Origin of the sequence: Streptomyces syringium (genome assembly GCF_017876625.1) — a bacterium.
Classification (GTDB): Bacteria; Actinomycetota; Actinomycetes; order Streptomycetales; family Streptomycetaceae; genus Streptomyces; species Streptomyces syringius.
The window spans coordinates 6,714,815-6,741,463 of sequence record NZ_JAGIOH010000001.1 but is presented as its reverse complement, the minus strand read 5'-3'; the positions used below and the strand labels follow the sequence as shown (position 1 = coordinate 6,741,463).

The window sequence follows — 26,649 nt, the reverse complement described above, 5'->3', positions numbered from 1 at the left end:
CTCCCACCAGCCACCCCGACCCTGGGACGTCATGCAGATTCGCGACCTTCCGTATACCGATCCCGGCATCCCTGATGTCCGGTCAGGCCCGCGTTTCCTCCTCTGGCTCGGGCGGAATCAGCTGTCCGGCCAACTGAAGGCCATGCTGTGGGGCGTTCTGCACATGGCGGCAGTGGCCGTGTTCCCTGTGGCTGTGGGCTTCGCGGTACAGGCCGTCGTCGACCGGTCCGGCGCCCGTCTGGCAATGGCCGGCGGTCTGATGGCGCTGCTCGGGGCACTGACCGCGCTGGGCGACACCATGCTGCACCGCACGGCGGTGACGAACTGGATCACAGCCGCCGCCCGGGTGCAGCAGCTACTGGCCCGCAAGACGGCCGAGTTGGGCTCGGCGCTGACCCGGCGCGTCGCGGCGGGCGAGGTCGTCGCGGTATCGACGGGTGATGTCGAGAAGATCGGCTGGTTTGTGGAGGCCCTGTCGCGGTTCGCCTCCGCGGCGGTCACGACGCTCGCGGTGTGCGTGGCGCTGGTGATCTACCAGCCCGCACTCGGCCTGGTGATCGCGATCGGTGTGCCCGTGCTGACGCTGGCGGTCCTGCCTCTGCTGCCGCCCGCGACGAAGCGGGCCGACGAACAGCGTGAGAAGGCGGGCCGGGCCACCGAGCTGGCGTCGGACACGGTGGCGGGGCTGCGGGTGCTGCGCGGCATCGGCGGCGAGGAGCTGTTCCTCACCCGCTACCGCCGTGCCTCGCAAGAGGTGCGCAAGGCGGCGGTACGCAGTGCCCGGATGTGGGCGCTGATCGCGGCGGTGCAGGTGGCGCTGCCGGGGCTGCTGCTGATCGCGGTGGTCTGGTACGGGGTCGGGCTGGCCCAGGACGGCCGGATCGGTGTCGGCGAGCTGGTGACGGTCTACGGCGTCGTGACGTTCCTGCTGTTCCCTCTGCGCCAGTTCGAGGAGATCGCCATGGCGTACTCCTTCTCACGGCCGTCCGCGCAGCGCGCCGCCCGGGTCCTGGCCCTGCGGCGTACCGACCCCTCGACGGACGGCGAAGCCCGGGGCATGGTGCTCACCGGCGACCTGTACGACCCCGAGAGCGGGCTCCTGGCTCCCGCCGGGCTGCTGACCACGGTGGTGTGCGGCGATCCGGACGTCGCCGGACGGCTCGCCGACCGGCTGGGCGGACACGCGGCGGAGGGCCCGGAGGGAGTGCCGTCGGCGTTGCTCGGCGGGGTGGCGCTGGACGAGGTGCCGCTGGACGAGGCCCGTGCCGCGGTTCTCGTCCAGGACAAGGACCCGGTGCTGACGTCCGGGACCCTCGCGGAGTTGCTGGACGTGCCCTCTTCGGGCGCGGTCGACGCCGACGCGGCGCTGGGCGCCGCGCAGTGCAAGGACGTGCTGGCCGCCCTCGCCCAGGCCTCGGTGGACGATTCCGGCGACCCGATGCGGACACGGATCACCGAGCGGGGCCGCTCGCTGTCCGGCGGGCAGCGGCAGCGGCTGGCGTTGGCCCGGTCGCTGGTGACCGACCCCGAGGTGCTGGTGCTGGACGAGCCGACCTCGGCGGTCGACTCGCATACGGAGGCGCGCATCGCGGAGGGGGTGCGGAGCTTGCGGGAGGGGCGCACCACGGTGGTGTTCTCCTCCAGTCCGCTGCTGCTGGACCGGGCCGACCGCGTGGTGTTCGTCCGCGACGGCCGGGCCGCCGCGGTGGGCACGCACCGCGAACTGCTGCGGGACGACTCCGCGTACCGGGCCGTCGTCACCCGTGAGCCGGACGAGGAGCTGGGCACGGAGCTCGCAGAGCTGAAGAAGACCGAGCACATCGAGGAGTCGGCATGATCGGCGTGGCGCCACCGGCGCACGACCCGGCCGCACCGGAGTCGGCGACGACTTTGCCGGTCGGCAGGCCCGCGACGGTGCGGGCGTATGTGAGCGGCCTGCTCCGCAGGCATCGGACGGCGTTCGTCCTGTTGGTGTCGGTCAACGCGATCGCCGTGATCGCCTCCATGGTCGGCCCGTACCTGTTGGGCGGGCTGGTGGAGGACCTGTCGTCGGGCAAGGACGATCTCCATTTGGGCCGCGTCATCGCGCTCTTCGCGGTCGCGCTGGCCGTACAGACGCTGTTCGTACGCATGGTGCGGTTGCGTGGGGCGGTGCTGGGCGAGCGGATGCTTGCGGATCTGCGCGAGGACTTTCTGGTGCGGTCGGTGGCGCTGCCGCCGAGCGTGCTGGAGCGGGCCGGGACCGGGGACCTGCTGTCGCGGATCACCACCGACATCGACCGGCTCGCCAACGCCATGCGCGAGGCGGTGCCCCAGCTGGCGGTGGGCTTCGTATGGGTCGCGTTGCTGTTGGGCGCGCTGACCTTGACCGCGCCGCCGCTGGCGCTGTGCGTGCTGATCGCGCTGCCGTTGCTGCTCGTCGGCTGCCGCTGGTACTTCCGGCGGGCTCCCGCTGCCTACCGTTCCGAGGCCGCGGGGTACGCCGCGGTCGCGGCGTCCCTCGCGGAGACCGTGGACGCGGGGCGGACCATCGAGGCCCACCGGCTCGGGCAGCGTCGGGTCGCACTCTCCGACCAACGGATTTCCGAGTGGACGCAATGGGAGCGCTACACCCTGTGGCTGCGCTCGGTCCTCTTTCCGGTGATCAATGTGACGCACGCCCTGCTGTTCGGCTCGGTGCTGATCATCGGCGGCGTCTTCGTCCTGGAGGGCTGGATCTCGGTCGGCCAGCTGACGACGGGAGCGCTCTTCGCCCAGATGCTCATCGATCCGATCGGACTGATCCTGCGCTGGTACGACGAGCTGCAGGTCGCCCAGGTGTCGCTGGCGCGGCTGGTGGGGGTGCGGGAGATCGAACCGGAGGAGGCAGACGAGCGGGTGAGCCCGGTGGGCCGGGACGTCAAGGCGGACGAGGTCCGCTTCGGCTACTCGGCGGGCCAGGACGTCCTGCACGGGGTGTCCCTCGATGTCCCGCATGGCAGCCGGGTGGCGCTGGTCGGGCCGTCCGGCGCCGGCAAGTCGACCCTGGGCCGGCTGCTGGCGGGGATCTACGCACCGCGCTCCGGCGCGGTGACCCTCGGCGGCGCCGAACTGGCGCGGATGCCCACGGAGCGGGTGCGCAGGCACGTGGCGCTGGTCAACCAGGAGCACCACGTCTTCGTGGGCTCGCTGCGCGACAATCTGCTGCTGGCCCGTACGACGGCCGAGGACGGCGAGCTGTGGGCGGCGCTCGGCGCGGTGGACGCCGACGGCTGGGCGCGGGCACTGGAGGAGGGGCTCGACACGGAGGTCGGGTCGGGCGGTGCGACGCTCACCCCGGCCCAGGCGCAGCAGATCGCGCTGGCCCGGCTGGTCCTCGCCGATCCGCACACCCTGGTGCTGGACGAGGCGACTTCGCTGCTGGATCCGCGCGCGGCCCGGCACCTGGAGCGGTCGCTGGCGAAGGTGCTCGAAGGCCGGACGGTCGTGGCCATCGCCCACCGGTTGCACACCGCGCACGACGCGGATGTGATCGCGGTGACGGAGGACGGCCGGATCAGCGAGCTGGGCAGCCACGACGAGCTGGTCGCGGCCGATGGCGCGTACGCGGCGCTGTGGCGGTCCTGGCACCAGTAGCCACGTGGTGATCGAGCGGCTCCCCGGCCACACGGCCGGGGAGCCGTGTCGGGGCCGGTGGTCCGGGACGGTCAGATGTATCCGAGGGCGCCGAGCCCACCGAACCCGCCGAGCACCATGAAGGCGGGCATGAGTACCTTCAACTCCACCCAGCTGCCGGCCCGGAAGCGCATGGCCTTCGGCGGGCCGAGCGGGTACCAGCGCTTGCGGCCTATGGGGATGGGCCACAGGATCGGGCATCCCGAGACGGTGAGCGCGTCCCCGATGTCGTGCACGAGCGCGCCGAGGATTATCGGCAGGCCGAGCCACATGTACTCCTGGCCCGGATCGGTGAAGAGCCAGCCGGCGCCGTTGCCCGGCTCGTTGAGAATCCCGGCGAGGATCCACGCGCTGGTCGCGCCGAGCAGCCAGACCAGGACGTCGCTGGAGGTCCGGGCCATCCGCCACAGCAGCCCCTCGACGGCGAGGACCAGGTGGACGAAGAGGATGCCGAGCACGGCCCAGCGGCCACCGGTCATGGCCAGCGCCGAGGCGCCGACCCCTATCAGCACCGCCCACAGCCAGGTGTGGGTGAGGGTGCGATGGCCGCCGTTGCGACGGGGGTCGCTCTGTGTCCTGGTGGCCTTGTAGACGGTGTGCGAGAGCTTGTCGATGATCTCGCAGAGCCAGCGCGAGATCGGACCGAACGCACGGGATATCGTGGCCGATTTGTGGTCGAGGTCGGGGGCGAGCGCCGCACCCGCGCAGATCAGCGCACCGGCGACGAGCACCGGCCAGGGCATCGGGTGGCCGGCCCCGGCCACCGCGGCGCCCACTCCCAGCCAGGCGGCGGCTCCGGAAAGCGAGTGCGCCGGTCCCATCATGGTCGTTCCACCTCAATTGGCCCTCTGATTGGCGACGTCTCGCGTTTCTGACGCCCGGTCGGCCACTCAGCGTAGCGCCCGGATGATCACCGTTCGACCGGCCGGTTCCCTGATCCGGTCCGGGGCCAGGCAGTATGGAGGCGTGACCCTTATCGATCAGATGCCGAGCAATGCCGATCCCGATGCCCTCTTCGAAGCTTTCTCGACCTGGGCCGAGGAGCGCGGCATCTCGCTGTACCCCGCGCAGGAGGAGGCGCTGATCGAGGTGGTCTCCGGGGCGAATGTGATCTTGTCCACGCCCACCGGCTCGGGCAAGAGCCTCGTCGCGGCCGGTGCGCACTTCACCGCGCTCGCCAACGACCAGGTGACCTTCTACACCGCACCCATCAAGGCTCTCGTCTCGGAGAAGTTCTTCGACCTGTGCAAGCTGTTCGGCACGGAGAACGTCGGCATGCTCACGGGTGACGCCTCGGTCAACGCCGACGCGCCCGTGATCTGCTGCACGGCCGAGGTGCTCGCCTCCATCGCGCTGCGGGACGGCAAGGACGCCGACATCGGCCAGGTCGTCATGGACGAGTTCCACTTCTACGCGGAGCCGGACCGGGGCTGGGCGTGGCAGATCCCGCTGCTGGAGCTGCCGCAGGCGCAGTTCATTCTGATGTCGGCGACGCTCGGTGATGTGTCCCGGTTCGAGGAGGACCTGACCCGGCGCACGGGCCGGCCCACCTCGGTGGTCCGGTCCGCGACCCGGCCGGTGCCGCTGTCCTACGCGTACCGCACGACGCCGCTGACCGAGACGCTGACCGAGCTGCTGCAGACCCGGCAGGCACCGGTGTACATCGTGCACTTCACGCAGGCGGCGGCCGTGGAGCGGGCTCAGGCGCTGATGAGCATCAACATGTGCTCGCGCGAGGAGAAGGACGAGATCGCCAAGCTGATCGGCAATTTCCGCTTCACCACCAAATTCGGCCGGAACCTCTCGCGCTATGTGCGCCACGGTATCGGCGTGCACCACGCGGGGATGCTGCCGAAGTACCGGCGGCTGGTGGAGCGGCTGGCGCAGGCGGGTCTGCTGAAGGTCATCTGCGGTACGGACACGCTCGGCGTCGGGGTCAATGTGCCGATCCGCACCGTGCTGTTCACCGCGCTCACCAAGTACGACGGCCAGCGGGTGCGCACGCTGCGGGCCCGGGAGTTCCACCAGATCGCGGGGCGTGCCGGGCGGGCCGGCTTCGACACGGCCGGCTTCGTCGTGGCGCAGGCTCCCGAGCACGTGGTCGAGAACGAGAAGGCGCTGGCCAAGGCCGGCGACGACCCGAAGAAGCGCCGCAAGGTGGTCCGTAAGAAGGCTCCCGAGGGCTTCGTCAACTGGGGCGAGAACACCTTCGAGAAGCTGATCGTCTCGGAGCCCGAGCAGCTCACCTCGCGCTTCCGGGTCACGCACACGATGCTCCTGTCGGTCATCGCACGGCCCGGCAACGCCTTCGAGGCGATGCGCCGGCTGCTGGAGGACAACCACGAGCCCCGCAGGAATCAGCTGCGGCACATCCGCCGGGCCATCGCGATCTACCGTTCGCTGCTGGACGGCGGTGTCGTCGAGCAGCTCGACAGGCCCGACGCCGAGGGCCGGATCGTGCGTCTGACCGTGGACCTCCAGTCGGATTTCGCGCTCAACCAGCCGCTGTCGACCTTCGCGCTCGCCTCCTTCGAACTTCTCGACCCCGAGTCGCCCTCGTACGCCCTCGACATGGTCTCGGTGGTGGAGTCGACGCTGGACGACCCGCGGCAGATCCTGGCGGCGCAGCAGAACAAGGCGCGCGGCGAAGCGGTCGCCGTGATGAAGGCGGACGGCGTCGAGTACGAGGACCGCATGGAGCGGCTCATGGACGTCACCTATCCCAAGCCCCTGGAAGAGCTGCTGTCCCACGCCTACGACGTCTACCGCAAGAGCCACCCGTGGGTCGGGGACCACCCGCTCTCGCCGAAGTCGGTCATCCGTGACATGTACGAGCGCGCGATGACGTTCACCGAATTCACCTCCTACTACGACCTGGCGCGCACCGAGGGCATCGTGCTGCGCTACCTCGCCGGCGCGTACAAGGCGCTGGACCACACCGTCCCGGACGATCTCAAGTCCGACGACTTCGAGGACCTGATCGCCTGGCTCGGCGAGATGGTGCGCCAGGTCGACTCCAGCCTGCTGGACGAGTGGGAGCAGCTGGCCAACCCCGAGACCGAGACCGCCGAGGAGGCCCAGGAGCGCGCCGACCAGGTCAAGCCGGTCACCGCCAACGCGCGCGCCTTCCGGGTGCTGGTGCGCAACGCGATGTTCCGCCGCGTGGAGCTGGCCGCCCTCGACAAGGTCGGCGAGCTGGGCGAGATGGACGCCGAGGCCGGCTGGGACGAGGACCGCTGGGGCGAGGCCATGGACGCCTACTGGGACGAGTACGAGGACCTGGGCACCGGTCCCGACGCGCGCGGCCCGAAGCTGCTGCGGATCGAGGAGAAGCCGGAGGACGGGCTGTGGCGCGTCCGGCAGACCTTCGCCGACCCCAACGGCGATCATGACTGGGGCATCTCCGCGGAGGTGGACCTCGCCGCCTCGGACGAGGAGGGCCGCGCGGTGGTGCGGGTGATGGAGGTCGGTCAGCTGTAGCCTCCGAGGCGCCGCCCGTGTGGCGCGCACCGGAAGCGAAGGAGCACCGATGTCCAGTCCCGCCGACCGGCTGGTCGATCTGCTCGATCTGGAGCAGATCGACCTGAACATCTTCCGCGGCCGGAGCCCGGACGAGTCGCTCCAACGCGTGTTCGGCGGGCAGGTGGCCGGGCAGGCGCTGGTCGCGGCCGGCCGGACCACCGACGGTGAGCGCCCGGTTCACTCCCTCCACGCGTACTTCCTGCGACCGGGGCAGCCCGGCGTGCCGATCGTGTACCAGGTGGAACGGGTGCGCGACGGGCGTTCCTTCACCACGCGGCGCGTGGTGGCCGTCCAGCAGGGCCGTACGATCTTCAATCTCACCGCCTCCTTCCATCAGCCCGAGCCGGGCTTCGAGCATCAGGTGGCGATGCCGGAAGTGCCCGGTCCCGAGGAGCTGCCCCGGCTCGCGGACGAGATCCGCGAGCATCTCGGGGAGCTGCCGAGCGCACTGCGCCACATGGAACGGCGGCTGGCCTTCGACATCCGGTACGTGGACCGGCTGCGCTGGACCACGCGGGAGTTCTCGGAAGCGCAGCCGCGCAGCGCCGTGTGGATGCGGACGGTGGGGCCGCTCGGCGACGACCCTCTGGTCCATACCTGCGCTGTCACCTACGCCAGCGACATGACGCTGCTCGACGCGGTGCGCATCCCGGTCGAGCCGCTGTGGGGCCCACGTGGCTTCGATATGGCGTCACTCGACCACGCCATGTGGTTCCACCGTCCGTTCCGCGCCGATGAGTGGTTCCTCTACCAGCAGGAGTCGCCCATCGCGACGGGCGCCAGGGGCCTGGCCCGGGGGCAGATCTTCGACCGCGAGGGCAGACTCGTCACTTCTGTGATGCAGGAGGGGTTGTTCCGCAAGGTCACGTGAGCCACCGCCGGGTCGCCGCGGGCGCGCGGAGCGCCTCATGTGCGGCGCCGCAGCCAATCCCACAGCCCTCGTGGCCGGACCGGTTCGGTCACAGCTTCGGTGCCCGTCACGGGCTCGGCGGGTGACGGCACCGGACCGGGTCGTACGTCCGGGGCGGGGGCGGGCCGCACCGCGCGGGCCTGTGCCAACGCGGCGGTCAAGCGGTGCCGGTGCCACTCGATCTCATCCGGGTCCTCCGCCAGGATCACGGATTCGATCACCTCGTGGGCGGCCATCGCGTCCGACCGCGCGGGGACGAGAGTCGGCCGCAGCCCGGTCACATAAGCCCGCTCGTTCTCGTCCGGCACGCCGGCGGCCAGGTCTTCGGGGGTGAGCACGGACGCGGTGACCGCCGCCCGCTCCCATGGGTCATCGGTCTGGGCCAGCAACTGATCGATCCTGCGGGCGCGCCAGGATCGCCCGCGGCGGTCCTCGCGCTCCTCCAGCGCCGTGCGCAAGAGGGAAGGCGTACGGCCGGTCAGGAGCTCGGGATTACGGTCGGCGAAGTCCACGAGATCCGCGGCCAGGTAGTGCCAGACGACGGCTCGGTACCGGTTGACGTAGAAGCGCACGGGTGCGAAACAACCGCCGCGGGCGAGTCGTCCGAAGCGGGCCGGGCTGATCCCCATCAGTTCGGCGCCCTCGGCGGTGCCGACCACCCACAACCGTGAGCGCAGTCCTTCAGGGAATCCGTCGGCGCTCCGATGGTGTTCGATCTCCGCCCGGCTGACCCTCCGTCGACGACCGGGACCGGACGCCACCGTCCGTACCGCCCCGAGCTGCACCGCCAGCTCGAACTCGCGCGGCTTGAGCTCCAGCTCCCGTGCCGCCCTTCCGAACGCGACGCTTTCCTCGGTCGCGCTCCGCATCTCGCACTGTCGCACCGCCATGACATCCTCCCCGCCACCGGTTCATCACTGACAGTGACGACGATAGTGGCGGGTGGCGACATCGCGTCGACCCTGTGGATAACTCCGTTCCGGGCTGGGGGCGGGGTCGGCGCCGCACGTCAGCGAGTGCGGCCGGCGGCCTCGCCCCGGCCGTCCTGCTGCCGCGACGCGACGCTCAGGTGCTCACCGACACGATTGACGAGCAGCGTCATCTCATAGGCGACTTGGCCGATGTCGGCATCGGCGTCACCGAGGACGCACAGACAACTCCCGTCGCCTGCGGCCGTCACGAACAGCACACCTTCATCGAACTCGACCATCGTCTGACGGACCTTGCCCGCCCGGAAGTGGCGGCCGGTCCCTTTCGCCAGACTGTGCAGCCCCGACGCGACCGCCGCCAAGTGCTCGGCGTCCTCTCGCTCGAGGTCGGCGCTCGCACCCGTCACCAGCCCGTCGTTGGACAGCACCAGCGCATGACGTATTTGCTCCACCCGCTTGGTCAGGTCGTCCAGCAGCCAGTCGAGTCCCTTGGCCATTGCCATAATGCCCCGCCTCCCCGTTCCGTGTTTTCCCCGTAACTGCCGTGCCAGCCTTGCTCACCTACGCCCCGTCGGCAACCCGCCCGGCCCGTCGGCACGTGCCTGTTGGCCAGTTGGCACAAGATGAGGACATGGCACGGAAAATGAGCAAGGAACAGCGGCAGGCCTTCCTTTCCGAAGGCACCCGCGCCGGAAAACTCTCCACGGTGCGCGCCGACGGCAGTCCGCACATCGCACCCATTTGGTTCCTGCTGGACCGGGACGATCTCATCTTCAATACCGGAGAGAACACGGTCAAGGGCCGTAATCCCGCCCGGGACGGCCGCGTGGCGCTCTGCATGGAGTTGCTGGTTCGCGTCCGCGTCGACAAAGTAGTGGCTCGGGCCGGTGTCGCCGAGTAACCGGCGCTCTCGGTGCGTGTCCTCCGCGCGCCGAGCGGTCGATCGCAGCAGTGAAGGAGTCATCGCGTGAGCAACGACCCGGCCCGGGTGAGGGAATTCTTCACAGCGCGTGCCGATGGCTGGGACGCCAAGTTCCCCGGGGACGGTCCCGCGTACGACGCGGCCGTCGCCGACCTCGGCCCGCGCGACGGCGACACGGTGCTGGACGCCGGGTGCGGCACGGGGCGGGCGCTGCCGGCGCTGCGTTCGGCCGTCGGCCCGCGTGGAGCGGTGCTGGGCGCGGACCTCACCCCCGCGATGCTGAACGCGGCCGTCCGGGCCGGCCGGCATCACCACGGCCTGCTGATGGTCGCGGATGTCGGCCGGCTGCCTCTGCGCGACGGTTCGGTCGACGCGGTCTTCGCGGCCGGGCTCATCGCTCATCTCGCCGATGCCACGGCCGGCCTTCGGGAGTTGGCCAGGGTCGTACGGCCGGGCGGCCGGCTCGCGCTCTTCCATCCCATCGGCCGTGCCGCGCTCGCGGCCCGCCAGGGCCGCACGCTGACGCCGGAGGACCAGCGCGCCGAGCCCCGGCTGCGCCCCTTGCTGGCCGACGGCGGCTGGGACCTCGTCTCCTACACGGATGAGGACACCCGTTTCCTCGCACTCGCCGTCCGCCGGGGCCGACCGGGCCCGAATCGGCCATGAGCACTCCGGCGGATGCCACGGATCGCGGTTCCGGCGGCTTCGCCGGGCGCTCTCCCGCGCAATCGCCGTAGGTTCAACTCCACTTCGGGCGGGAACACTTGAACGACGCAGGACTAGCCGCTCACGGGGCAGGTGATCCGCGTGTTCCATAAATTCCGCAAGCGCCTCGAAGAAGCCCGCCGGCCGTCCCCTGTGCCGCCGCCGGCGAATCGGCAGCGCAATCTCTTCGAGGCGGCGGCCACTTATGTGGCCGCGTGTGCCGAGAACGATCTCGACGGGAGTGCGGAGGCGGCTCGCTGGGTTTCGCCGGAGGCTCTCAGCTTCGGGGTGAACGAACTGGCCTGCCGAGCTGTCATCGCGCTCGCCCGTGAACACGATGAGTCACCACGCACCGTGGCCCGGTCCCTTCTCGGGTTGCCTGCCGCCTGAGTCCGGGCTCGCTCCCCCGCCTGTCGTTCCGCTCTCGGCGTTGTTTCACCCGGCCCGTAGCGGAGCACCGACGTCGTGCATGTGGCCGAGCGCCTGTCGGTAGGAGTCGACGAGCCCGGTTTCCGCGTACGACAGACCGGCCGCTCGGCAGTACGCGCGGACGATCGGCTGGGCGCGCCGGAGGTGGGGGCGCGGCATGTTCGGGAAGAGATGGTGCTCGATCTGGTAGTTCAACCCGCCCAGGAACCAGTCGGTCAGGGGGCCGCCGCGCACATTGCGTGAGGTGAGGACCTGACGGCGCAGGTGCCCCCACCGCTCTCCGTGCGGGTCCGGCATCTCCATGCCCTTGTGATTGGGCGCGAAGACCATGCCGAGGTGGAGCCCGAAAAGGGCATGGTGGAGGAGCGCGAAGACGAGGGCCTTGCCGAGGGACATGGAGGACAGCAGCAGGGTCACGTAGCCCACCAGATGCAAGGTGAGCAGCGTCGCCTCGACCCGCCGCTCTCCGGCCTCCTGCCGTTTGAGGTCCCGCACACTTGAAACCTTGAGGTTGAGGCCTTCGAGAAGCAGCATCGGAAAGAAGAGCCGGGCCTGGTGACGGGTGAGCCAGCGGGCGAAGCCTTCTCGCTGCGCGGCCTGTCGCCGGGTCCAGACCAGTGCGCCGACACCGACGTCCGGGTCCTTGTCGATGTGGTTGGGGTTGGCGTGGTGGCGATGGTGTTTGTCGTTCCACCAGGCGTAACTCATGCCGAGCAGCAGGTCGGAATGGATGAGGCCGAGAACGCGGTGGGTCCGCCGGGTGCCCGCTATCTGGGAGTGGCCGCTGTCGTGCCCCACGAAGGCGGTCCGGGCGCCGAAGACCGCCAGGGGCAGGGCCAGGAACAGCGTCCACCACGAGTCGCCCGTGAGCATGATCCCGGCGCCCGTGGCGGCCAGGGTCAGCGCGTTGACGGCGATGGTCAACGCGTACCAGCCGCGCCGTCTTTCGAGGAGTCCCTCGGCGCGGATCCGGCGCAGGAGCGGGGCGAAATCGCTGCCCGTCGCGGGTTCCGTGAGCAGGGCACTGGCCTGGGGCATGAGGTCTCCGGAGGGTTTCGACGGACGGCCGACGGGCGGACGGGCGGCCGGTGGCGGACGGGCCACGGGATTGATGACCGACCTCACGAAACGTACGGATCCCAGGCCCCGAAGGGCCATGGAGTCACCACCCTGGCCGGCCGGGGGACAACCCCCGAACAGCACAGGGGGGTTGAGTGCACCCCGGCCGACGGCATGACGCGCATCACAAGCCGGAGGCCCTCATCGCCGGTTCGGGTCCTGTACCCTCGGGCGCTCCGGAGCCCACTAGTCAAATTTGAGGAATGCGCATCCCTGTGACACCACCCCCTGCCGCAACCCCCACCGAGATCGCCCGGCTGGCTCGTTGTTCGGCGGTCTTCCTCCCCCAGGACCCGCACCGGACCGGACGCGTCGCCTTCTGGCAGCCGGACGAGCAGGACGGCGAACCCCTCGCCGCCTCGGGCGTCGTGGAGGAGCTGACGATCGCCGTCGCGGACGGCGCGTCCGTCGCCACCACGACCGTACGCGCCACCACGCTGCCCGTGGGCGAGGCGCTGCCGGCCCTCACCCGCGCCCGCGCTGCGCGGGGCGAGGAGTCGGCCGCGTTCTGGGGTGCCGCGGCGTTGCTCGCACTGCAGCTTGCCGCCCGCGGCCGACTGCTGCCGGGGCTGACCTCGACCGATCACGACGCCTGGCGCGTCGGTCCGCTCACCCAGGGCGACCTGGACCGGGTACGGGAGTTGGCCGCCGCGATGCCGCCGGCCGCGCACGCCGTGCCCCTGCCGGACAGCGACCCGCTGCTGCTGCCCGATCCCGAGCGGCTCGTGCGTGCCTTCCTGGACGCCGTGGCCGACGGGCTGCCGCGCTCCCCCGCCGCCGCGGCGGCCACGGGTGGCCCCGCCTTCGCCGCCCCCGAGCCGTGCCGGCTGCCCGAACAGCGCGCCTGGGCCGACGAGGTCGCCGCCGGGCACGACGCGGGCGTGCGGCTCTCCCTGCGCGTCGAGGTGCTGGGCCTGACGGAGACCGCGCCTGAGGACGGAGAGACCGATCAGGACGCCCGTCCGCGTTTCCGTGCCGTCCTCCAGCTGCACAGCCTCAGCGACCCGGCGCTGGTCGCGGACGCGGCCGAGGTCTGGGCGGGCGACTCTCCTGTGGCCGCCTCGCTCGGGCGGGGAGCGCGCATGAACGCCCTGCTCGCGCTCCGCCGCGCCGCGCACGCCTGGCCCGCACTCACCCCGCTGCTCTCGGCGGCGGCACCCGACGCCATCGACCTCGCGGACGAGGAGATGGGCGAGCTGCTGGGCGCGGCGTCGACGGCTCTGGACGCCGCCGGGGTCGAGGTCCACTGGCCGAAGGAGCTGGCCCGTAAGCTCACCGCGCGTGCCGTCGTCGGGCCGCCCGACGACGGCGGCACCCAGGACGCCGAGCGGTCCGGCATGCCGTCCCTGCTCTCGGCGGACGCGCTGCTCACCTTCAGCTGGCGGTTCGCCGTCGGCGACCTGGAGCTGACCAAGGAGGAACTGGACCGGCTGGCCGAGGCGAGCCGCCCGGCCGTGCGCCTGCGGGACCAGTGGGTGCTCGTCGATCCGGAGGCGGTGCGCCGCGCGCGGGAGCGGCAGGACCGCAAGGTCACGCCCGTCGAGGCGCTGGGTGCCGCCCTCACCGGCCGTGCCCACGCCGAGGAGCGTGGCGACGAGGACGCCGGGGAGACGGTCGACGTACAGGCCACCGGCTGGCTCGCGGCCCTGCGCGACCGCATCGCCGACCCCGAGTCCTCCGGTGAGCCCGTCGGCCAGCCCGCCGCTCTCGCCGCCACGCTGCGCGACTACCAACTGCGCGGTCTCGACTGGCTGAACCGGATGACCTCGCTCGGCCTGGGCGGCTGTCTCGCCGACGACATGGGACTCGGCAAGACCATCACCCTGATCGCCCTCCATCTGCACCGCCAGGCCCTGCCCGGCACGGCCGGTCCGACCCTGGTGATCTGCCCGACGTCCCTGATGGGCAACTGGCAGCGGGAGATCGAGAAATTCGCGCCCGGGACGCCCGTGCGCCGCTTCCACGGCTCGTCACGGAGCCTGGACGCCCTGGCCGACGGGGAGTTCGTCCTCACCACCTACGGCACGATGCGGCTGGACGCCTCGCGCCTGGCGGAGGCCGACTGGGGGCTGGTCGTCACCGACGAGGCACAGCACGTCAAGAACCCGTACTCCGCGACGGCCAAGCAGCTGCGCACCATCGGTGCGAAGGCCCGGGTCGCCCTCTCGGGCACCCCGGTCGAGAACAACCTGTCCGAGCTGTGGGCGATCCTCGACTGGACGACGCCAGGGCTCCTCGGCTCGCTGGGCAGATTCCGCAGGCGCTACGCGCGGTCGGTCGAGGACGGTGCCGATCCCGCGGCCGCCGAACGCCTCGCGGCGATCGTCCGCCCGTTCCTGTTGCGCCGCCGCAAGTCCGACCCGGGCATCGCACCCGAACTTCCGCCCAAGACCGAGACGGATCACGCGGTCACGCTCACCAAGGAGCAGGCGGCGCTGTACGAGGCCGTGGTGCGGGAGATCCTCGCCGAGGTCGAGGGCGCGGAGGGCTTCGAGCGGCGCGGGCTGATCGTGAAGCTCCTCACGGGGCTCAAACAGATCTGCAACCATCCGGCGCAGTTCTTGAAGGAGCACGACCTCAAGGAGGGCGGCCCGAGGATCGCGGGCCGGTCCGGCAAGGTGGAACTGCTCGACGAACTGCTGGACACGATTCTCGCCGAGGAAGCGAGCGTGCTCGTGTTCACTCAGTACGTGCAGATGGCGCGGCTCCTGGAACAGCATCTGGCCGCGCGTGGCGTGCCGACGCAGTTCTTGCACGGGGGCACGCCCGTGCCGCGGCGCGAGGAGATGGTCCGCCGCTTCCAGGACGGTGAGGTCCCGGTCTTCCTGCTGTCGTTGAAGGCGGCGGGTACGGGACTGAACCTCACTCGTGCCGGGCATGTCGTGCACTTCGACCGCTGGTGGAACCCGGCCGTCGAGGCCCAGGCCACCGACCGTGCCTACCGCATCGGCCAGACCCAGCCCGTGCAGGTGCACCGGCTCATCGCCGAGGGGACGATCGAGGACCGGATCGCCCAGATGCTCACCCGCAAGCAGGCTCTCGCGGACGCGGTGCTGCACTCCGGGGAGGCGGCACTGACGGAACTCACCGACGCCGAGCTGGCGGATCTCGTCGAACTGAGGGGGACCGGACGATGACCGGGAATGACGTGCACGCGCGCGTGGAGCGCACGTTCGATGCATTGCCGCCCATGAGCGGACGGGGATTCGCCGAGACGTGGTGGGGCCGGGCGTGGCTCCGGGCGCTCGAGGACACGGCGCTGGACGGCCAGCAGGTGAAGGCGGGCCGCAGGCACGCGCGCGCGGGTGCGGTCGGCGCGATGTCCGTGCGGCCGGGACGGATCACGGCACTCGTCCGTGACCCGGACGGCATGCGCTACCGCTCCGATGTGGTGATCCAGGAGCTGTCCGGGGCCGACTGGGAACGGCTGCTGGACCTGGTCGCCGACCGGGCGGGGCATATCGCGGCGCTGCTGGACCGCGATATGCCGCCGCACCTGGTCGAGGACGCGGCCGCGGCGGGGGTGGATCTGCTGCCGGGCATCGGGGATCTGGAGCCCGAGTGCGCCTGCGAGGCGTGGGACCACTGCGCGCACACGGCGGCGCTGTGCCATCAGGTGGCGAGGCTGCTGGACCAGGATCCCTTCGTGCTGTTGCTGATGCGCGGCCGGGGAGAGCGCGAGCTGTTGGACGAATTGCAGGCCCGCAGCGTCTCCCGCGCCGCCTCTCGGCAGACGCGGGAGAGCTCGCAGGTGCCTGCGGGCGTCCTGGCGAGCGAGGTGTTCGCGGCGCGGGATCTCATACCGCCGCTGCCCCACGCCCCGCTCTTGGCGGACGCCACAGCACGCCCGCCCGTTCTCACCGGGAGCACCCCTGCCGGCCCCGGCCTGGACGTCGGGGCGCTGGAGTTCCTCGTCGCGGACGCGGCCGCCCGGGCCCGGCAGCTGCTGGCCGAGGCCCTGGCGCCCGGCCATGAGCGGACCCCCGTGGCGGACGCGCTGACGGCCCGGCAGGACGCGGTACGCCTGGCCGCCGCGGGGCCGCCCGAGAGGATCACCGCCCGGCTCGCGGCGGACAGTGGCTACGGACGTGCCGAGCTGGCCCGCGCCGTTCGCGCCTGGGGCCACGGCGGAGCCGCGGCACTGGCCGTGCTGGAGGAGGAGTGGACACCCGGACCGGAGGAGCTCGCCCGCGTACGCGCCCGGCTGGCGGCCGCTTGGGAGGACGACGACAAGGCACCCCGGCTGCGGGCCACGCGCAATCGGTGGACGGTGGTGGGCACCGGTACCCAGCTGCGCTACGGGCGGGACGGACGCTGGTGGCCGTACCGCAAGGAGGGCGGCCGATGGGAGCCCGCGGGCCCGTGCGACCTCGATCCGGCGGCGGCCCTCGCGGTCCTGCTCACGGAGGAGTGACGGACGAGCGGGGGCCCGTCAAGAACGGGCAGCGCACGAGAGACGGCAGAATCAAAGGCGCAGAACGGTCAACAGGTAGCTTTCCAAGGCATGGGAGGGCAATGAAGGAGCTTCCCAGTCCTAGTGACAGAATGTGGCGATCTACCGTTCAATCACCTTCTGGACATGGAAAGGCACTTTGGGATGACTTTCGCCCTGCTGCGCCGATACAAGCGTTCTCTGCACCGGGAGAGCGCACCGATTCCGTACGGCGCGGGGGCTCTCGACTGTGTCGTCGTCGACCCCGTGCGCCTTCCCCTGCACAGAGCGGAAGTGTCCGTACGGGATGCTGACGGCCGCGAGGTGGTGCACGGGCAGACCGACCCGCACGGCCGGTTCGCCACGAACGTGGCACCGGGCGAGTACAGCGTCGCGGTGACTGCCGAGGGGTATCAGCCCGTGCGCCAGGCGTGCGAATCGACGGAGGGAACACGGACCGACCTCGGGACCATGCCCATGGAGCCGGCGCCCGCCCCCGCCCTGCCGGCCCCGGGCGCCTGGCGCATCGACCCGGACCATACGGCGGTGCGCTTCATCGCCCGGCACATCGGGCTCGCCGAGGTGCACGGCAGGTTCAACCAGTTCCAGGGCACCCTGTGGATCGGCGAGCGCATGGAGGACTCCAGCCTCGACGTCGTGATCGAGACCGCGAGCATCGACACCGGGGTCGAGCAGCGCGACGCGCACCTGCGCTCCCCGGACTTCCTGGGCGTCGACAAGTACCCGTACATGCAGTTCGTCAGCGAGCGCTTCGTGCACCGCGGCGGCTCGCGGTGGGCCGTGCAGGGGGTGCTCAACCTCCACGGGGTCAGCCGGAACGTCTCGCTCGACGCCCGCTACCTCGGCCTCGGCACCGGCATCATGGGCGAGACCCGCGCCGCCTGCTCGGCCTCCGCCGAACTGCACCGTGAGGACTTCACCCTGGACTGGCGGTCCATGCTCTCGCGTGGCATCGCGATGATCGGGGCGACGATCAGGATCGAACTCGACATCCAGGCCGTTCCCGCGGAGTGACCGCCGCATCCGTCTCCCCCTCGCCCCCGGCAGCGGCCACGACTGCCCTGCCGGGGCGTCAGGCGAGCGGCTGCGTCAGCTTCCGACCGCTGCCCGTACCGCCCTCCTCGGCGGTCAGGCTGCAGGTGACGGAACGAATGCCCAGTCGGTAGCCCTGTAATTTCGGGTACTGCACCAGCGTGCCGCGCGCGGTGCCGACGGGCTGCCTCAGACTGCGGCCCCGCATCGGCTGCCGGCACAGCTCCGCGGCCTCGTTCTTCAGGGCGCTCTCACTGTCGTACGTGCCCGACAGCCTGGGCGTGGCGACCACCTCCCCGTCATGGGGTGCGAAACACGAGCGCTTGACCAGCCGCCCCCCGGGACCGCCGGCGGGCAGGTCGAAGCAGTCCCCCGAGGCCAGCGCGAAGTAGTACGGCCTGTCGTCGGTGGGCGTCGGGAGGCCGCTCTCGACGCTCCGTGCGGTCGGCACACCGAGCAGCCCGCTGGGGAACCCGCTCGGCAGGCTCGTGGGCATGCCCGACGGCAGCGTCGTGGGGAAGCCACTGGGCAGCCCCGACGGAAGGCCGCTGGGAAGACTCGTGGGAAGGCTGAAGGAAGGCGAGGGCCCGCCGGTCGGACTGCCGGACGGCGTTCTCTCCCCGGGCTTCTCGTCGTCGCTGTCGCCGAGGACCAAGACCGCGCCCAGCGCCACGGCGGCGACAGCCACCAGTGCGGTGGCCGCGAGGGCGATCCGCTTGCCTCCGCCGCCCTCGGGCCGGGGCGGCTCCGGTGGCCAGGGCGGTCCTCCCGGACCGTAGCCCCCCGGCGGAGGCCAGGACGGCGGGGGCGGCGCGCCCGAGGGCGGTCCGAGCGGGTTTCCGGGTGGCGGTCCAGGTGGGGTTGCCATACGGTCCAGCGTCCCCACGCGCGCCCGTCCGTGACCGCGTGGTGACCGTACCGCTACACCTTCCGCCCTGGATCGCGACATTCCACTGCGTGGCGCTCCCAGCAGAATGATCCACTAACAGTACGATTTTCCGGTGACCGCCGAGATTTCCCATATACGCGTGAACGAGGCGAAGGCGAGGGCAGCACGCCTCCTCCTGGCCTTCCGGCACGGCAATCAGCAGGCGTTCGACGCTTCGCTGCCGGAGACCATGACGGCCGACGAGGCCAAGGATGTCGTGTCCGCGCTCTCCTGGGTCGCCAACGAAGCCGTACGCAAGGCGTATCAGCCCGACGTCGCCGACCGGGTGTTGCGACACCTCGTCCGGCGCGCGCCGGACGAAGCAGGCTGGGTCGAGACGGACGAGGAGGCCGCACCGGATGTCGCAGTGCTGCTGGAGTCCGTCCGGCGCGGAGACACGGAGAGGGTGCGGGAGCTCGTGCGCGCGACGCCCGACACCACCTTCGTACTCGGCAAGCTGGTGCACGTCGTCGCGTTGCTGCTGCCGTCGGTTCCCGAATCCCACTTCCACGAGGTACTCAGCGAGCTGCGCGGAGAAACGCCTCGAGTCCTGCCAGATCATCCGTGTTGAGGTAGTCCACACCGGCGTCCAGCAGCTCGCCCCAGAGCGCGTCGCGGGCCGGGCCCGGCTCGTCGGGAGTGGCCCAGAAGCGCACATACTGGCCGGCCGAATGGGCGGCGGCGACGATCCGCCGAAGGGCTTCCCGCTCTCGCCCGGGTATCGGCCCTTCGCCTCGCCAGGTGAAGTTCAGCCCCCAGTTGTCGCTGATGAGCGAGGTGAACGACGCGGGAACGCCGCTGCCGAGGTCCGCGAGGCGACCGTCGTAGAAGGCGTACCGGACCCGCTCCGCCTCCATGGGGGCGCGGGCGCCCCGGTCGCCGGACACGACGGCGGTGACCGCGCCACGCCGCACCCGGCCGTCGGCACAGACGCCGAGCATCGACCGGTAGCGGCGCAGGCGTCCGGAGAGTTCGCGGTAAGTGGGGTCGCCCGCGGTCTTGATGTCGATGAGCAGCTGCAACGAGAGGCCGTAGCCGCGGTAGACGCGGCCGTGATGGGCGGTGACACGACGCAGCAGCGGGTCGAGGTAGAGCGATTCGAGGGTGCGCGTCGGATCGAGCTCGGACGCGTCGTGCGCGACGAGGAGCTGACCGTCGACGAGCCAGATGTCGGCCTCCACGCTGCCGAATCCGTGGGAGAGGGCATCGGCGAGCGGGCGGGGGTGCGCGTAGTCGTTGTGCGCGTGCGCCCGGCGCAGCGGCGGCTTGCCGCGCCCTTCGCGGGTGTCGTCGCGCGAGGGCGGTGCGGCGGCGAGGGCGGGGGCCGCGAGGGATCCCGCGAAGGCGGCTCCGAGAGTGACGACGGCTGCGCGGCGCGTGCGCGGATGCATGGTGTCTCCCGAATCTCTGGGCGGATATCGACGGGACGCCGTTACGGACAGCTGTGAGTATCGGGGCGCGCAGGGCCGATGTGGAGGGAAGTGCCGAGAGTTGCCCGCGTCGACGCCAGGGCGTTCCGTGTCGTTCGTTCGGGGCATGGTGAACTCCCTTGCGCCGTGGCAGAGTTGATGGGACCTCTGGGGAGCCTGTGAGAAGACGTACTGGCCGCGTGCGCGCGGTGCTGACGGTGTTGGTGGCGTGGGTCTCGTTGGTGGGTGGCGGAGGGACCGCCTGGGCGGAGACGGAAGCACCGCAGACTCTGCAGTTCGGCGGTCAGGCCGGCGTCGCGCCGGGCGTCACCTATCGGCAGTTCTCGGTATCGGGCTCGCACGGGCCGGCCCTCGGTCATGTGCTCACCGTCGATCTGCGCCACCCGAAGGTGTCGTTGGACCTGTTGTACCCGGGCCGGGTCGCCGCACGGGCGACGGTGTCCCGCCTGGCCGAGTCCCGGGGCGCGGTCGGTGCCGTCAACGGCGATTTCTACAACATCACGGAGACTCAGCATCCGGGGGTGGAGGCGACGGGCGCGCCGGTGGGCCCGTCCATCGCGAGCGGGCGCCGTCTGAGCGCGGCCGTGCCGGACGGTCAGCGTTTCGGGCCCGCGATGCCGCAGGGGGTCACCACGAGGGACGTCATCGGCGTCGGGACGGACGGGGTGGCGCGGCTGGACCGGCTCACCCTGGTGGGGACCGTGCGGACCGCGGACCGGAAGTTCCCGCTGCGCGGCCTCAATCAGTACGCGCTGCCCGTCGGCGGCGTCGGCGCGTACACCCCCGCGTGGGGAGCGGTCTCACGACTGCGGGCCACCTGCGGGACCGACACGGAGCGGGCGGCACCGTGCAGCGCCGAGACCTACGAACTGACCGTACGGCGGGGCCGGGTGACCTCCGTGGCCGAGGAGCCGGGGCGGGGGCAGATCGCGTCCGACACGGTGGTGCTGGTGGGGCGCGAGGCAGGGGCGCGGGAGCTGCGCAAACTGCGGGTCGGCGACCGGGTTCAGGTGGACGAGCGCCTGCGGTCCGCGCATCGCGGTGCGTTGCGGTTCGCGCTGGGCGGCTTCCCGGTGCTGCGCGACGGCCGCCCGCTGAGCGGGCTGGACGCGGTGGCCTCGGCCGTACGGACCTCGGCGGGGCTGGCCGACGGGGGCCGACGGCTGTACCTTCTGGCACTGGACGGAGACCCCGCCTACCGCGTGGGCCTCACCGTCGCCGAACTGGCCGGTGTCATGCGGGACCTCGGCTCCGAGGACGCCGTGAACCTGGACGGCGGCGGGTCGAGCACCCTGGTCACCCGCACTCCCGGCGAAGAGCAGGCCGTCGTGCGCAACCACCCCTCGGGCGGAGCCGAACGAGCCGTCCCGAACGGTATCGGAATTTTTATCCACCGTTAACATCGTCGATTAATCCACCCTTTAGGGTGACTGCGCCCACGGAATCACCCGGCTAGCCTCGGGGAAGCATCAACGAGAGCTATTCGACGGTTCCGCAGCAGCCACTTGCACAGAGGAAATGGGTGGGCATTCCCGTATGACGACGTCCTTGGAATCCGGTTCCGACACCGAGAATTCAGCGGGCCGATTGAGTCTCGGTACCGCGGCCGCCCGGAATCTGGCGACCACGACCAAATCCGTACCGCAGATGCAGGGCGTCACATCGCGGTGGCTGCTGCGCATGCTGTCCTGGGTCCAGGTGTCCGGCGGTACGTACCGGGTCAACCGGCGATTGACGCACACACTCGGCGACGGCCGGGTCGAATTCGTCTCCACCGGGGCCGAGGTGCGCGTGATCCCGGCGGAGCTGGGCGAGCTGCCGCTGCTGCGCGGCTTCACCGACGCCACGGTGCTCGACACCCTCGCCGGCCGCTTCACTCAGCGCGAGTTCCAGCCCGGGGACGTGCTGGTCGAGGCGGGCCACCCGGCCGATCAGGTCGTCCTGATCGCCCACGGCAAGGTCAGCAAGGTGCACGCCGGGGAGTACGGCGACCCCGCCGTACTCGGCGTGCTGGCCGACGGCGAATACTTCGGCGACCGGGCCCTCGCGGCGGCCGAGGCCGGCAACTGGGACTTCACCGTACGGGCGGTGACGGCCTGCACGGTGCTGACCCTGCCGCGCCAGGAATTCGAGGATGTCCTCGAGCGTTCGCAAGGGCTGCGCGACCACGTCCAAGCCTTCCGCGCCGAGACCGGGCGCCCGCAGAACGAGTACGGCGAGTCGGCCATCGACATCGCCTCCGGACATATCGGCGAGCCGGCCCTGCCCGGCGTGTTCGCCGACTATGAGCTCGCCCCGCGCGAGTTCGGCCTCAGCGTCGCCCAGACGGTGTTGCGCGTGCACACCCGCGTCGCCGATCTCTACAACGAACCGATGAACCAGGTCGAGCAGCAGCTCCGCCTCACCATCGAAGCACTCCGCGAACGCCAGGAACACGAGCTCGTCAACAACCGCGAATTCGGCCTCCTCCACAACGCCGACCTCAAACAACGCATCCACACCCGCACCGGCCCTCCCACCCCCGACGACCTCGACGAACTGCTCGCGACCGTCTGGAAGGACCCCGGCTTCCTTCTGGCGCACCCGCGTGCCATCGCGGCGATCGCACGCGAGTTCAACAGCCGGGGCCTGTACCCGGACAGCGTCGATGTGAACGGCCATGCCGTCCCCGCCTGGCGCGGTGTGCCGATTTTCCCCTGCAATAAGATCCCGGTCACCGAGACCGGCGTCAGTTCGATTCTGCTGATGCGCACCGGTGAGGAATCACAGGGGGTCGTCGGTCTCCACCGGACGGGAATCCAGGACGAGTACCAGCCCAGCCTTTCCGTGCGTTTCATGGGCATCAACGAGCAAGCGATCATGTCCTATCTGGTGAGCGCCTACTACTCCGCCGCCGTTCTCGTTCCCGACGCTCTCGGAATTCTTGAGAACGTCGAAGTCGGGCACTGACGGACCGGTTATGGCAAGGCGATGTCTTGCCATAACCGCATCACATCGCTATCCGCACCACGTCGCTTCAGTATCGCGTCAGCTATCGCATACAGATGGGTGAAGACCAGTAATGACCACGTCAGTGGAGCAAGGGCAGACCGCGCGGGCGGGCGAGTCACAGCAGAGCCTCGACACCTCGGCGGCACGCCAGCTCGCGACGACGACCAAATCCGTACCGCAGATGCAGGGGATCTCCTCCCGGTGGCTGCTACGGGTGCTGCCTTGGGTGCAGGTGTCCGCGGGTACCTACCGGGTCAACCGCCGGCTGACCTATGAGATCGGGGACGGCCGCGTCGAGTTCCTCACCACCGGCTCGGAGGTCCGGGTCATCCCGCCGGAGCTGGGTGAGCTGCCGCTGCTCCGGGGATTCGACGACAATGCCGTGCTGGAGGCGCTGGCGGACGGGTTCGTCCAGCGGGAGTACGCGGCGGGTGACGCTCTGGTCGAGTCGGGTCAGCCGGCCGACCAGGTCTTCCTGATCGCCCACGGCAAGCTCAACAAGACGGGCGTCGGCAAGTACGGGGACGACACCGTGCTCGGTGTGCTGGCCGACGGCGACTATTTCGGCGAGCGCGTCCCCCTGGAGCCCGACGGGGTATGGGACTTCACCGTACGGGCGGTGACGCGCTGCACCGTCCTCGCGCTCTCCCGCCAGGCCTTCCAGGAACTGGCCGACCGCTCCGAGTCACTGCGCGACCATGTCGCGGGCTTCGCCTCCCGGCCCACACCCCCGCAGAACAAGCGCGGTGAGGCCGACATCGCGGTGTCCTCCGGGCACGTCGGCGAGCCGGCTCTTCCCGGCACCTTCGTCGACTACGAGCCGTCCCCGCGCGAGTACGAACTGAGTGTCGCGCAGACGGTGTTGCGCGTGCACACCCGCGTCGCCGATCTCTACAACGAACCGATGAACCAGGTCGAGCAGCAGCTCCGCCTCACCATCGAAGCACTCCGCGAACGCCAGGAACACGAGCTCGTCAACAACCGCGAATTCGGCCTCCTCCACAACGCCGACCTCAAACAACGCATCCACACCCGCACCGGCCCTCCCACCCCCGACGACCTCGACGAACTGCTGTCACGGCGTCGCAAGACCCAGTACCTGCTGGCTCACCCACGGACCATCGCGGCCTTCGGCCGGGAGTGCAGCCACCGTGGCCTCTACCCGCAGAACCTCGAGGTCCTGGGCTCGTCGGTGCGTGCCTGGCGGGGAGTGCCGATCCTCCCGTGCAACAAGATCCCGATCAGCGAGACCGGCACCAGCTCGATCCTCGCGATGCGAACCGGTGAGGAAGACCAGGGAGTCGTGGGTCTGCACCAGACCGGCATCCCCGACGAGTACCAGCCCAGCCTCAATGTGCGCTTCATGGGCATCAACGACCAAGCGGTCACCTCGTATTTGGTGAGCGCTTACTACTCGGCGGCGATTCTGGTGCCGGACGCGCTCGGTGTCCTGGAGGACGTCGAGATCGGGCGCGCGTAGGCGGGCTCAAGGAAGAGGCTCCGGCACCCTCTGGGCCGCGGTCACGCTCCGCGTCACGCCCCTGTTTCAGGCTCCCGTCGTCGAGCCAGGGCGGACGATCATGAGTACGGTGACCACGGCCCAGAGCAGGTTGAACACTCCGGTGTACATGGCCAGGCGACGTGCGGCGGAGGAGGTGCCGGAGCCTTGGCCGAGCGCGGCGAGGGCCGCGGACTGGCCCGGGAGGACGAGCGCCGCCAGGACCACGGCCGCGATCAGCGTGAGGACGATCGAGACGATCAGCCAGGGATCACCGAGGACGTGCAGACTGTTGGCCGTCGCGAAGCCGAAGACAGGCACGACGACGCCCACGACGGCATAGACACGACAGATCCGGTGCAGCGCCTGCGGGACCGATGCCGCACCTCGGTCACCGGTAGAGGCGGACACGGCCGACGCCCGGCGAGTGACGGCGGGGAACATACTGGCCGCCACCGTCACGGGGCCGATGGCGATGATCGCGGCGAGGACGTGAATGCTCAGGAGAAGCTTCGTCATGGAAGGAGGCGTCTTTCGGCCGGTGAGTCTGGCTGCGGGGCTGGCGGTCACGGAGATCAAGCCGTGCGCGGCTCCGACGGTAGGCGGAATCCGGCGAGCGCAGAAGTGGCGGTATTGCCATAGGTCAACGGATTCTCGCCAGCGGGCACGAGCCCCCGCAGCGGTTTCCTGTCCCACCGTCCAGTACGTTCCCCAACCACTGTCCTGGCCGCTCGCCCCCGCCATGAGCCGTTGGCGGTATTCAGGCATCGGGCTACGATCTCGCCATGCACACCGTCGCCGTTCTCGCCCTGGACGGGGTGGTGGGCTTCGACCTGGCGACGCCGGTCGAGGTCTTCTCCCGTGCTCGTCTGCCCGGCGGCCGGGCCGCCTATCAGGTGCGGGTCTGCTCGGCCGGCGGGGACGTCGACGCGGGCGCGTTCACCCTGCGGGCACCCTGGGGTCTGGAGGCACTGGCTCAGGCGGACACCATCATCGTGCCCGGGGTCGCCGATCCCCTCGCGCCCGTTCCGGACGAGATCCTGGACGCCCTGCGGTCGGCGGCCGGCCAGGGCACCCGGATCGCGTCGATCTGCGTGGGCGCGTTCATCCTCGCCGCCACGGGGCTTCTGGACGGGCTCCGTGCCACCACCCATTGGCTCGGCACCACGGAGCTGGCGCGACGGTACCCCGAGGTCCGCGTCGACCCGGACGTGCTCTACGTCGACAACGGCCAGTTGCTCACCTCGGCCGGTGCGGCGGCGGGGCTCGATCTGTGTCTGCACCTCGTCCGGCGCGATCACGGCTCGGCCGTCGCCGCCGACGCCGCTCGTCTCTCGGTGATGCCGTTGGAACGCGACGGCGGTCAGGCACAGTTCATCGTGCACGAACCACCGGCCCCCGACGGGGCGACGCTCGAACCGCTGCTGCGCTGGATGGAGGAGAACGCCGGACGCGAGCTCACGCTCGACGGCATCGCCGCGCGGGCCCGGCTGAGCACCCGCACCCTGAACCGGCGTTTCCGCGAGCAGACCGGCACCACGCCACTGCAGTGGCTGCACCGGGCCCGGATCCGCCGGGCGCAGTATCTGTTGGAGACCACCGCGCACTCGGTCGACCGCATCGCCGCTCAGGTGGGGTTCGGCTCCCCCACCGCGTTCCGTGACCGGTTCAAGCGGCTCATCGGCACCAGCCCGCACGCCTATCGCCGGGCGTTCCAGGGTCCTGAGGCCCGTCGAACGCCCACCGGGCCGCAGGAAGCGGTCGGGGCTCCCCCGGTGCCCCCGCCATCCTCGTCAGATCAGGGGCGCACACCGCTGACCAGCTGAGCCGTCGCCGAAATGCCGTTGGCGATGGTCGGCGCCACACTGGTGCTCGCGAGCACGAAGCCGAGCAGGACGCAGACCAGCGCGTGCGAGACGCGGAGCGCTCCGCTGCGCAGGAACACCACCGCCAGCACCAGAAGCATCAGGACCACGGAGATCGAAACAACCACGGCATACCTCCTCGGCTGAGCGGTGAGTATGCGCCAGTCTCGCTCATCACATCGTCGCCACCCGTACCCCGCGTGTACTCCATCCAGGTACGGATTCACCGGTCGGGACGGGAACGGACCGCCACGGTCTCATC

Annotated in this window: 23 protein-coding genes; 15 read left to right on the top strand and 8 right to left on the bottom strand. The window is 70.7% G+C overall.

Annotated features, from left to right (window positions below; genetic code table 11):
- Positions 1 to 31: 31 nt before the first annotated feature.
- A complete protein-coding gene (locus JO379_RS29570; RefSeq protein ID WP_209517798.1) occupies positions 32 to 1,837 on the top strand; it encodes an ABC transporter transmembrane domain-containing protein in 1,806 nt (601 codons plus the stop codon).
- Positions 1,834 to 3,615, top strand: coding sequence for an ABC transporter ATP-binding protein (locus tag JO379_RS29565; protein ID WP_130881132.1), 1,782 nt, complete (start codon positions 1,834 to 1,836; stop codon positions 3,613 to 3,615). The genes JO379_RS29570 and JO379_RS29565 overlap by 4 nt, the downstream gene beginning before the upstream one ends.
- 71 nt (positions 3,616 to 3,686) lie before the next feature.
- Here JO379_RS29565 and JO379_RS29560 read toward each other — a convergent pair whose 3' ends face one another.
- Positions 3,687 to 4,478: a metal-dependent hydrolase gene (locus tag JO379_RS29560; protein WP_130881133.1), complete on the bottom strand. Its 792-nt coding sequence runs from the start codon at positions 4,476 to 4,478 to the stop codon at positions 3,687 to 3,689.
- Positions 4,479 to 4,620: 142 nt separating this feature from the next.
- Here JO379_RS29560 and JO379_RS29555 point away from each other — a divergent pair, with 142 nt between their 5' ends.
- Together JO379_RS29555 and JO379_RS29550 are read left to right on the top strand one after the other, a co-directional pair.
- Positions 4,621 to 7,134, top strand: a complete 2,514-nt coding sequence (locus JO379_RS29555) for a DEAD/DEAH box helicase (protein WP_209517796.1) — start codon at positions 4,621 to 4,623, stop codon at positions 7,132 to 7,134.
- 49 nt (positions 7,135 to 7,183) lie between these two features.
- Positions 7,184 to 8,047, top strand: coding sequence for an acyl-CoA thioesterase (locus JO379_RS29550; protein WP_209517794.1), 864 nt, complete (start codon positions 7,184 to 7,186; stop codon positions 8,045 to 8,047).
- A 35-nt stretch (positions 8,048 to 8,082) separates the two neighbouring features.
- Here the strand turns inward: JO379_RS29550 and JO379_RS29545 are convergent, their stop codons facing one another.
- A complete protein-coding gene (locus JO379_RS29545) occupies positions 8,083 to 8,976 on the bottom strand; it encodes a DUF6397 family protein (RefSeq protein ID WP_209517792.1) in 894 nt (297 codons plus the stop codon).
- Positions 8,977 to 9,095: 119 nt separating this feature from the next.
- Positions 9,096 to 9,518 carry a roadblock/LC7 domain-containing protein gene (locus tag JO379_RS29540; RefSeq protein WP_130881137.1) on the bottom strand — a complete coding sequence of 141 codons (423 nt, stop codon included), beginning with the start codon at positions 9,516 to 9,518 and terminating at the stop codon, positions 9,096 to 9,098.
- A 128-nt stretch (positions 9,519 to 9,646) separates the two neighbouring features.
- Here JO379_RS29540 and JO379_RS29535 point away from each other — a divergent pair, with 128 nt between their 5' ends.
- The 3 genes from JO379_RS29535 to JO379_RS29525 all read left to right on the top strand — a co-directional run bounded on the left by JO379_RS29535 (position 9,647) and on the right by JO379_RS29525 (position 11,032).
- The gene (locus JO379_RS29535) at positions 9,647 to 9,916 is read left to right on the top strand and encodes a pyridoxamine 5'-phosphate oxidase family protein (RefSeq protein WP_209517790.1); all 270 of its coding nucleotides are present in this window, start codon (positions 9,647 to 9,649) and stop codon (positions 9,914 to 9,916) included.
- A 66-nt stretch (positions 9,917 to 9,982) separates the two neighbouring features.
- Positions 9,983 to 10,603: a class I SAM-dependent methyltransferase gene (locus JO379_RS29530; protein ID WP_130881139.1), complete on the top strand. Its 621-nt coding sequence runs from the start codon at positions 9,983 to 9,985 to the stop codon at positions 10,601 to 10,603.
- A 192-nt stretch (positions 10,604 to 10,795) separates the two neighbouring features.
- The gene (locus JO379_RS29525; protein ID WP_242626455.1) at positions 10,796 to 11,032 is read left to right on the top strand and encodes a hypothetical protein; all 237 of its coding nucleotides are present in this window, start codon (positions 10,796 to 10,798) and stop codon (positions 11,030 to 11,032) included.
- A gap of 45 nt (positions 11,033 to 11,077) precedes the next feature.
- Here the strand turns inward: JO379_RS29525 and JO379_RS29520 are convergent, their stop codons facing one another.
- Positions 11,078 to 12,109 (bottom strand): fatty acid desaturase family protein, encoded by a 1,032-nt coding sequence (locus tag JO379_RS29520; RefSeq protein ID WP_130881141.1) that lies wholly within the window; start codon positions 12,107 to 12,109, stop codon positions 11,078 to 11,080.
- Positions 12,110 to 12,393: 284 nt separating this feature from the next.
- Here JO379_RS29520 and JO379_RS29515 point away from each other — a divergent pair, with 284 nt between their 5' ends.
- The 3 genes from JO379_RS29515 (at position 12,394) to JO379_RS29505 (ending at position 17,657) form a co-directional block, all read left to right on the top strand.
- Positions 12,394 to 15,327, top strand: coding sequence for an SCO1167/SCO6262 family helicase (locus JO379_RS29515; protein WP_245381583.1), 2,934 nt, complete (start codon positions 12,394 to 12,396; stop codon positions 15,325 to 15,327).
- A gap of 53 nt (positions 15,328 to 15,380) precedes the next feature.
- On the top strand, positions 15,381 to 16,604 hold the full coding sequence (locus JO379_RS29510; protein ID WP_372449118.1) for an SWIM zinc finger family protein: 1,224 nt from the start codon (positions 15,381 to 15,383) through the stop codon (positions 16,602 to 16,604).
- 183 nt (positions 16,605 to 16,787) lie between these two features.
- Entirely contained in the window at positions 16,788 to 17,657 is an 870-nt protein-coding gene (locus JO379_RS29505) for a YceI family protein (protein WP_130881895.1), read from the top strand.
- Between the two features lie 58 nt (positions 17,658 to 17,715).
- On the opposite strand, the gene JO379_RS29500 is transcribed toward JO379_RS29505, so the two are convergent.
- Entirely contained in the window at positions 17,716 to 18,543 is an 828-nt protein-coding gene (locus JO379_RS29500; protein WP_207304032.1) for a hypothetical protein, read from the bottom strand.
- A 133-nt stretch (positions 18,544 to 18,676) separates the two neighbouring features.
- Between JO379_RS29500 and JO379_RS29495 the strand changes: the two genes are divergently transcribed.
- Positions 18,677 to 19,174: a hypothetical protein gene (locus tag JO379_RS29495; RefSeq protein ID WP_130881143.1), complete on the top strand. Its 498-nt coding sequence runs from the start codon at positions 18,677 to 18,679 to the stop codon at positions 19,172 to 19,174.
- On the opposite strand, the gene JO379_RS29490 is transcribed toward JO379_RS29495, so the two are convergent.
- Complete coding sequence (locus JO379_RS29490) at positions 19,122 to 19,994, bottom strand: phosphatidylinositol-specific phospholipase C/glycerophosphodiester phosphodiesterase family protein (protein ID WP_130881144.1); 873 nt, start codon at positions 19,992 to 19,994, stop codon at positions 19,122 to 19,124. The genes JO379_RS29495 and JO379_RS29490 overlap by 53 nt on opposite strands.
- Before the next feature lie 218 nt (positions 19,995 to 20,212).
- Here JO379_RS29490 and JO379_RS29485 point away from each other — a divergent pair, with 218 nt between their 5' ends.
- The 3 genes from JO379_RS29485 to JO379_RS29475 all read left to right on the top strand — a co-directional run bounded on the left by JO379_RS29485 (position 20,213) and on the right by JO379_RS29475 (position 24,504).
- A complete protein-coding gene (locus tag JO379_RS29485) occupies positions 20,213 to 21,433 on the top strand; it encodes a phosphodiester glycosidase family protein (RefSeq protein ID WP_209517786.1) in 1,221 nt (406 codons plus the stop codon).
- A 136-nt stretch (positions 21,434 to 21,569) separates the two neighbouring features.
- Positions 21,570 to 22,982 carry a family 2B encapsulin nanocompartment shell protein gene (locus JO379_RS29480; protein ID WP_130881146.1) on the top strand — a complete coding sequence of 471 codons (1,413 nt, stop codon included), beginning with the start codon at positions 21,570 to 21,572 and terminating at the stop codon, positions 22,980 to 22,982.
- Between the two features lie 112 nt (positions 22,983 to 23,094).
- On the top strand, positions 23,095 to 24,504 hold the full coding sequence (locus JO379_RS29475) for a family 2B encapsulin nanocompartment shell protein (protein ID WP_209517784.1): 1,410 nt from the start codon (positions 23,095 to 23,097) through the stop codon (positions 24,502 to 24,504).
- 66 nt (positions 24,505 to 24,570) lie between these two features.
- On the opposite strand, the gene JO379_RS29470 is transcribed toward JO379_RS29475, so the two are convergent.
- The gene (locus JO379_RS29470; protein WP_130881148.1) at positions 24,571 to 25,041 is read right to left on the bottom strand and encodes a hypothetical protein; all 471 of its coding nucleotides are present in this window, start codon (positions 25,039 to 25,041) and stop codon (positions 24,571 to 24,573) included.
- A gap of 266 nt (positions 25,042 to 25,307) precedes the next feature.
- Here JO379_RS29470 and JO379_RS29465 point away from each other — a divergent pair, with 266 nt between their 5' ends.
- Entirely contained in the window at positions 25,308 to 26,348 is a 1,041-nt protein-coding gene (locus JO379_RS29465; RefSeq protein WP_209517782.1) for a GlxA family transcriptional regulator, read from the top strand.
- Here the strand turns inward: JO379_RS29465 and JO379_RS29460 are convergent.
- Positions 26,321 to 26,515: a hypothetical protein gene (locus JO379_RS29460; protein ID WP_130881150.1), complete on the bottom strand. Its 195-nt coding sequence runs from the start codon at positions 26,513 to 26,515 to the stop codon at positions 26,321 to 26,323. The two genes, JO379_RS29465 and JO379_RS29460, sit on opposite strands and share 28 nt — an antisense overlap.
- Positions 26,516 to 26,649 lie beyond the last annotated feature (134 nt).

Excerpts from the sequence above, each read along its gene's own strand:
- JO379_RS29570 (WP_209517798.1), top strand. The coding sequence starts at position 32 with ATGCAGATTCGCGACCTTCCGTATACCGATCCCGGCATCCCTGATGTC.
- JO379_RS29565 (WP_130881132.1), top strand. The coding sequence starts at position 1,834 with ATGATCGGCGTGGCGCCACCGGCGCACGACCCGGCCGCACCGGAGTCG.
- JO379_RS29560 (WP_130881133.1), bottom strand. The coding sequence starts at position 4,478 with ATGATGGGACCGGCGCACTCGCTTTCCGGAGCCGCCGCCTGGCTGGGA.
- JO379_RS29550 (WP_209517794.1), top strand. The coding sequence starts at position 7,184 with ATGTCCAGTCCCGCCGACCGGCTGGTCGATCTGCTCGATCTGGAGCAG.
- JO379_RS29545 (WP_209517792.1), bottom strand. The coding sequence starts at position 8,976 with ATGGCGGTGCGACAGTGCGAGATGCGGAGCGCGACCGAGGAAAGCGTC.
- JO379_RS29540 (WP_130881137.1), bottom strand. The coding sequence starts at position 9,518 with ATGGCAATGGCCAAGGGACTCGACTGGCTGCTGGACGACCTGACCAAG.
- JO379_RS29535 (WP_209517790.1), top strand. The coding sequence starts at position 9,647 with ATGGCACGGAAAATGAGCAAGGAACAGCGGCAGGCCTTCCTTTCCGAA.
- JO379_RS29520 (WP_130881141.1), bottom strand. The coding sequence starts at position 12,109 with ATGCCCCAGGCCAGTGCCCTGCTCACGGAACCCGCGACGGGCAGCGAT.
- JO379_RS29515 (WP_245381583.1), top strand. The coding sequence starts at position 12,394 with ATGCGCATCCCTGTGACACCACCCCCTGCCGCAACCCCCACCGAGATC.
- JO379_RS29510 (WP_372449118.1), top strand. The coding sequence starts at position 15,381 with ATGAGCGGACGGGGATTCGCCGAGACGTGGTGGGGCCGGGCGTGGCTC.
- JO379_RS29505 (WP_130881895.1), top strand. The coding sequence starts at position 16,788 with ATGACTTTCGCCCTGCTGCGCCGATACAAGCGTTCTCTGCACCGGGAG.
- JO379_RS29500 (WP_207304032.1), bottom strand. The coding sequence starts at position 18,543 with ATGGCAACCCCACCTGGACCGCCACCCGGAAACCCGCTCGGACCGCCC.
- JO379_RS29490 (WP_130881144.1), bottom strand. The coding sequence starts at position 19,994 with ATGCATCCGCGCACGCGCCGCGCAGCCGTCGTCACTCTCGGAGCCGCC.
- JO379_RS29480 (WP_130881146.1), top strand. The coding sequence starts at position 21,570 with ATGACGACGTCCTTGGAATCCGGTTCCGACACCGAGAATTCAGCGGGC.
- JO379_RS29475 (WP_209517784.1), top strand. The coding sequence starts at position 23,095 with ATGACCACGTCAGTGGAGCAAGGGCAGACCGCGCGGGCGGGCGAGTCA.
- JO379_RS29470 (WP_130881148.1), bottom strand. The coding sequence starts at position 25,041 with ATGACGAAGCTTCTCCTGAGCATTCACGTCCTCGCCGCGATCATCGCC.
- JO379_RS29465 (WP_209517782.1), top strand. The coding sequence starts at position 25,308 with ATGCACACCGTCGCCGTTCTCGCCCTGGACGGGGTGGTGGGCTTCGAC.